This is a genomic window from Candidatus Aminicenantes bacterium (assembly GCA_026393855.1).
Lineage (GTDB): Bacteria > Acidobacteriota > Aminicenantia > Aminicenantales > UBA4085 > UBA4085.
The window spans coordinates 1-5,743 of the sequence record JAPKZJ010000016.1 but is presented as its reverse complement, the minus strand read 5'-3'; the positions used below and the strand labels follow the sequence as shown (position 1 = coordinate 5,743).

Genomic DNA, 5,743 nt, shown 5'->3' with positions numbered 1-5,743 from the left:
TGAGCAGGTCGAGGCCGCGCCGGAAAGCTCGGAAAGAGCCCTTGGTCCGGGTGACCCGCTCGTAGGTCTCCTCATCCGCGCCATAGATCGTGACCTCGATGTCGCGGGGCGGGTAGGCCTTGAACAACCGGACATGTTGATCCGTCACCAGACAGGCGTTGGTGAAGACGGTGATCAGGAATCCCCGGCGCTTCAAGCCCAGATAGATCTCTTCGAAATCGTCCCGCAAGAGCGGCTCGCCGCCGGTCAGGAGAACCCAGAGGGCGCCAAGTGCCGCGGCCTGCTCGGCGATGCGATCAAAGACGGGGGCCGAAATCTCCCGCGCTCGCGCCGCCGCGTCGCCCGCAGGGAGGTTGACATAACAATGACGGCAGTCGTTGTTGCAGCGGGCGGTGGCCTCGAACTCGAAGGAATGAACCCCACCCGCCGCCCGGACTTTGGCCCAGGCCTCGTGCCGGTCGAGGGGCATCGTCCGCGGGCCCGGCTCAGGCATCGGTCCGCCTCCGCCCCAAAAGCCGCTTGGCCTTCCAGCCGGCCGATAGAATCGCAGCGAAGAAGCCGACTCGGCTCAAGCGGGCCGCCAGCCTCTTCCCTTTCCGGCCGGCGGAGCGGACGGAGCGGCCGCGGCGCTCGACGGACAGGACGATCCCGAAGACGTCGTCCCGGGGAACGGGCGGATCGAAAAATTTAGCGCTGTCGCCCTTGAAGCGAAATGCAGCGTCCTGGATTCCGACCAGGCGATGGATGAGAAGAGCCCCTTCCGGGGAGCCGGCAAAGGCGGCCACGTCGCCGATCTCGTAAGGCCTCGCGACCGGGCCGATGAGGACGATGTCGCCGTCGCGAAGGTGCGGGCGCATGCTCGACCCGCCGGCCCGGAAACGGACGGAGCGTCCCTCGGCCAGGATGCCGCGCATCAGATCGGCCAGGCCGGGAGTCCCGAGGCGTAGAATCCCCGGCTCCGAGTCGTCCCGCGATTCGGGATCAGCCGGCCTGCCGGACAATGATGGACCTCTGCAGAAGCTCCCCGATCAGGCCGAGAACGTCTTTGGCCAGAGTCTCGGGGGGGGCGTCGAACTCCTCGCCCAAGTCCTCGATGACACGGCGCAGGCTGCGGCCGTCCATCCGGTCCCAGATCGCGCGGCCGGTTTCGTTCAGAGAGAACAGCTCCCCTTCCAAATCGCCGACGCCGCCGGTGAGCGGGACAATGACGAGCTCTCCCTCGATCACCCGGGCGACGACGTCCGACGAGCGAACGAAGACCTCATCAAGTTCAGGCGGAGCGGACATCGCGACCTCCCGCGGCGGGACCGTCAAGCCTCCGCCGCCAGTCTTTGACCTTCCAGGCCTGCTCGCCTTTCTCCAACAAGCCCAAGGTAAAGGCTTGGGCGTGGGTGATCCGGCAATGGTATTCGACCGGCGCGTCGAGCTTGCCGCTCTCGATCCACGAGGACGCCGGGCATTGTTCGCAGAGGGGTTTAAGGAAGCAGACGGCGCAGCGCTCCAGGTAACGGGCATCTTGGGCTTTGCGGCGGCGCACCTTCGGCACGAAGGACGACAGCGCGCCGGCCAGCCCGTCTTTGCCCAGGGCCACGGTGGTTTCGGGATGACGCAGCCGGAGACATAACTGAAACTGCCCATACGCGTCGATGCAGGCCGTTTCCGTGCCGGCGCCGCAACCGAATAGGCCGGGCCCTTGGGGACCGCATTGGGCCCGGCAGAAGGCCCGCAGCTCCCGCTGGGGCTCGTCCGATTCCGCCGCGCCGAAGGCCGCCGCCTGGGCCGGCGCCAACCGCAGCTTGGCCAGGCGGGCGTTGGCGGCGCCCGAATCGCGGCGGGCCCGCAGGTCGGACGGCAGGACGAAGGCGGGGGTGTGCAAAGCGCCCGGCCGCTCGCCCGCCCAGCGGCGGAACTCGGTGAACTCGGCTTGGTTCGGCGGCAGGAGGACGAACTTGGGGATGAACTTGACGCCGTACATCTCGAGGAGCTTCAGGCCCCGCGAAACGGCCTGGCGGGCGCCCTTGGTCTGGGTCGCGGCGGCCGCCGTCGCCTCGGTCATGCCGTAGATCGAGACTTCCACCGGCTCGAGCGGCAGGACGCGGCTGAAAAGCTCGGCCTTGCGGATCGTGATCAAGGAGGCGTTGGTAAAGAGCGAAACGCGCAGGCCCAGCCCGCGGGCCGCCTGGTAGATGTCGTCGAAGTCGGGCCGAAGGAGCGGCTCGCCGCCGGTGAAGCGGACGGTCAGGACGCCCAGCGCAGTCGCCTGGCGGAGGATCTCGACGATCTTCTCCAAGCTCATTTCGGACGCTTCGGCGTCGGTGTCGTCCGCAGGCCGATTGATCGTACAGTGGAGGCAGTTGAAATTACAGCGCTCGGTCAGCTCGAGGTCGAGCTGGCGGAGGCGCCGGCCCGGGCCGCCGGGCTGGGACCAAGCGGCGATGGAAAGCGTTTTGACATACGGGGAACGAGGCATAAATTCGGCTTTCTCAGCGAGAGGCCAGGACGAACGTCACCGGCCCGTCGTTGACGATGTGGACTTCCATCACGGCTTGAAAGACGCCGGTGGCAACCGCGAGCCCGCGCCCGCGGAGGGCCTCGACGAAGGCCCGGAAGAGCTCGGCCGCGCGAGACGGCTCTTCGGCGTTGTCGAAGCCGGGCCGTCGGCCTTTCTCGGTCGAGCCGGCCAGGGTGAACTGGGACACGGCCAGAACGCCGCCCCCGACCTCGGCCACGGACAGATTCATCTTGCCCGCGGCGTCGGGGAAGACCCTCAGCTCGGCCGATTTGGCAGCCAGGCGCTCGACGTCGGCGTCGGAATCGCCCTTTTCAATCCCCACCAGCAGGCATAGGCCGCGCCCGACGCGGCCGACCTCGACCCCGTCCACGGCGACATGGGCCCGGGATACGCGCTGGAGGACGATTTTCATCTTATTGATAATAAAGGACCGCGTTGACTTTCCGACGCCCTTATTCTATCATATTGCGGCTTCCAAGGAGATACCAATGGCCAAGCATGTTTCCGCGGTCCGCGCCCAGCGCCACAGCGTCCGCCGCACCAAAATCAACAAGACGAACACGTCCACGCTCAGGACCGAGGTCAAGAAAGTCCGCTCGCTTGTCGAGGATCAGGATAAAGAGACCGCCAAGAAGGCTCTGCCGCGCGCTTATTCGGTAATCGACCGCTCGGTCAAGAAGGGCACCATCCACGCCAACACCGGCGCCCGCTATAAATCCCGCCTCAGCCGTCAGGTCGACGCCGTCAAGCCCGACCCCGCGAAGTGACGGACGGCCGGGCGATCGTCCGGCCGAAATCGTAGAGAAACGCTTCCAAGAGAGGCTGGGCCTCTGTGTCCGAAGTTTTAATCAACAGATCGATCTCTTCCAGCGCCGCCAGCAGGCGGGTCAGCTCGGCAGCCGGCAGCCGGTCGACGACGGCGAAAAAATTCCGGAACTTCTCGTTGTAGAGATTGCGCCACGACTCTTTGATCTGCGGCCGGACCTCGGAAAAGATGAGCTTCCTCTCCCGGCCCTCGGCCAAGCCGATCCGCCCCAATAGGATGTCGCGAAAAAAAGAGGCCAGGTTGTTCATCAGCAATTGGGCCGGGATGCCTTCGGCCAGGCGCTTGTCCAAAACCAATATGGCCCGCCCGGCCTGGCCCGCCTCGAGCATATTGGTCAGTTCCCACTCGTCGAACGCCTTGACCCAGTCCGTGACGGCCTGGACGTCCGTGTGTTCGATGAGCTTCTTCTCCCCGACGTAAGTGGCCAGCTTTTCCAGTTCGGAGTCGAGAAGCCGCAGGTCGTTGCCGACGATCTCGATCAGGCGGGCCGCTGCGTCGGGGGCGACCCGCTTGCCCAGCTTGGATGCGGACTCTTCAATCCAGCCGGCTAAATCGCGGTCTTTGTACGGCTTCATCTCCTCGACCCGGACGACGGTCCCCGGCAAAGATTCGAACAGCTTAAGGATCCCCTTGGTCCGGGCCAGCTTGCCCTGGTACAGCACGACCAGTGTGGTCTTGGGCGTCGGGGCGGCGAAGAACTCGCGCAGGACGGCCTCCTCGGCTTTATCCAGGTCGGCCTCGGCGGCCTTGCTCATCTCCACGACGAACAGCCGCCAGGGCGAGAAGAAGAAGGGCACGTTGCGGGCATGGTCCAAAATATCGCGCCAGGAGACCGAGGCCGCGTCGAAGCGCTCCTCGGCGGCCGGTTCGCCCTCGGCGGTCACCAGCATGCGCTTGAGGGCTTCCAGGGCGCGGCGGGCGGGGAACAGCTCCTCGCCGTGATATAGATAGCCGGCCTTGGCTTCCGCCATTTTTTAGAAACCCTCCAGGATGGCCACGATCAGGCCGCGGGCGAAGAGCTTGGCCATGACGTCCAGGGCCTCGGATTCCGAGGACTCGAAGTCCGCGCCTTGCGGAACCTGGTATTCGGTCTTGTACTGATAAGAGGGATTGGCGTAAATGATCTTGCCGGTCCGGACATCCGTGAGCGTGATATCGGCCACCACCAGGATGTCGTAACGGTCGGCCGTCTTCTGATTGGAGAAGGCGATCGGGTTGACGATATAATTCGTTATGAGGCCCTTCAAAACGGCGTCGGCCTTGGCGGCGTCGGTCGTTATCTCGACCGAGCCGCGGGACACGAACTCGTTGATGACGGCCCGAGTCAGCTTGAGATCGAGCTCGAAGCGGGTCGTCTTGTTCTCGAATAGCGGCACTTGGACCCGCTTGATCCCGGCCGGCAGGGGGCCGGTGCCGACGAGGACATAGCCGCAGGCCGTGATCAGCGTCATTAGGGCCATGGCGATAAACACGGCAGCGATCACGGGCAAGCCTGACTTTGCGGACGCATGCGGCGCGGATCGGTGGCGGTTCGGGTTTTTGTTCATGGTTGGCTCCCGAGAGCGCTCCCAACGGGGGAAGCCGGCTCTCCGGGGCAATTATACAACGATATTGATGATCTTGCCCTTGATGACGACGACTTTACGGACCGTCTGTCCGGCCAGCAGCTCCTTGATCCGGGGCAGGGCCAGGGCCAGGGTCTTCATCTCGTCCTCGCCGGTCTCGGGGTCGGTCTCGTATTTGTCGCGGATCTTGCCGTTGATCTCGACGACGATGGTCGCCTTCTCTTCCTGGGCCAGAGCCGGGTCGAAGACCGGCCAAGGCGCGCGGAGGATGAGGCCTTCGTGCCCGAGGCGGCTCCACATCTCCTGGCTCAAGTGCGGGGTGAAGGGGGCCATGATCAGGGCCAGCGTCTCGGCCGCCTGGCGGAGGAGGGCCCGGCCCTCGGACGAGCCGCGGACGGCGTCCCAATCCTTCTTGAGGGCGTTGACCAGCTCGTGGAAGGCGCTGACCGCGGTGTTCAGGCGGAATCGCTTCTCGACATCCTCGCCGACCTTCTTGATCGTCTGATGGAGCTTCTTGCGCAGGCGGGCTAACGACGCGGGGTCGACGGGCGAGTCGGCGCCGGGTTCTCTATCCAAGGCCAACACATCCTGCAGGATGCCCCAGACGCGGCCGAGGAAGCGATGACAGCCGCCCAGGCCGTCCTCCTTCCACTCGAACTCGCTCTCGGGCGGGGCGGCGAAGAGGATGAACAGGCGCAGGGCGTCGGCCCCGTAGCGCTGGATCATGGCGTCGGGGTCGACGACGTTGCCCTTGGACTTGGACATGGCCGAGCCGTCCTTGTTGACCATGCCCTGGGCCAGGTAGTGCGGGAAGGGCTCGTCGATGTCGTGGAGGCCCAG

The 5,743-nt window shown here is 65.3% G+C and carries 9 protein-coding genes; 1 reads left to right on the top strand and 8 read right to left on the bottom strand.

Annotated elements, in window-relative coordinates; all coding sequences use genetic code 11:
• From NTZ26_02375 to dtd, 5 genes are all read right to left on the bottom strand, one after another.
• Positions 1–493: radical SAM protein (locus NTZ26_02375; GenBank protein MCX6559339.1), on the bottom strand; the 493-nt coding region annotated here is incomplete at its 3' end.
• Positions 486–1,001 (bottom strand): S24/S26 family peptidase, encoded by a 516-nt coding sequence (locus tag NTZ26_02370; GenBank protein ID MCX6559338.1) that lies wholly within the window; start codon positions 999–1,001, stop codon positions 486–488. The genes NTZ26_02375 and NTZ26_02370, both read right to left, overlap by 8 nt.
• Positions 982–1,287: a PqqD family protein gene (locus NTZ26_02365; GenBank protein MCX6559337.1), complete on the bottom strand. Its 306-nt coding sequence runs from the start codon at positions 1,285–1,287 to the stop codon at positions 982–984. The genes NTZ26_02370 and NTZ26_02365 overlap by 20 nt, the downstream gene beginning before the upstream one ends.
• Complete coding sequence (locus NTZ26_02360) at positions 1,271–2,470, bottom strand: radical SAM protein (protein MCX6559336.1); 1,200 nt, start codon at positions 2,468–2,470, stop codon at positions 1,271–1,273. The genes NTZ26_02365 and NTZ26_02360 overlap by 17 nt, the downstream gene beginning before the upstream one ends.
• 13 nt (positions 2,471–2,483) lie before the next feature.
• Positions 2,484–2,924, bottom strand: a complete 441-nt coding sequence (gene dtd / locus NTZ26_02355; GenBank protein ID MCX6559335.1) for a D-aminoacyl-tRNA deacylase — start codon at positions 2,922–2,924, stop codon at positions 2,484–2,486.
• Between the two features lie 76 nt (positions 2,925–3,000).
• Here dtd and rpsT point away from each other — a divergent pair, with 76 nt between their 5' ends.
• A complete protein-coding gene (gene rpsT / locus NTZ26_02350; protein MCX6559334.1) occupies positions 3,001–3,279 on the top strand; it encodes a 30S ribosomal protein S20 in 279 nt (92 codons plus the stop codon).
• Here the strand turns inward: rpsT and holA are convergent.
• From holA to NTZ26_02335, 3 genes are all read right to left on the bottom strand, one after another.
• The gene (gene holA, locus NTZ26_02345) at positions 3,257–4,309 is read right to left on the bottom strand and encodes a DNA polymerase III subunit delta (protein MCX6559333.1); all 1,053 of its coding nucleotides are present in this window, start codon (positions 4,307–4,309) and stop codon (positions 3,257–3,259) included. The two genes, rpsT and holA, sit on opposite strands and share 23 nt — an antisense overlap.
• 3 nt (positions 4,310–4,312) lie before the next feature.
• Entirely contained in the window at positions 4,313–4,885 is a 573-nt protein-coding gene (locus tag NTZ26_02340; protein MCX6559332.1) for an LptE family protein, read from the bottom strand.
• A gap of 51 nt (positions 4,886–4,936) precedes the next feature.
• The coding region (locus NTZ26_02335) for a class I tRNA ligase family protein (GenBank protein ID MCX6559331.1) at positions 4,937–5,743 on the bottom strand (807 nt) is incomplete at its 5' end.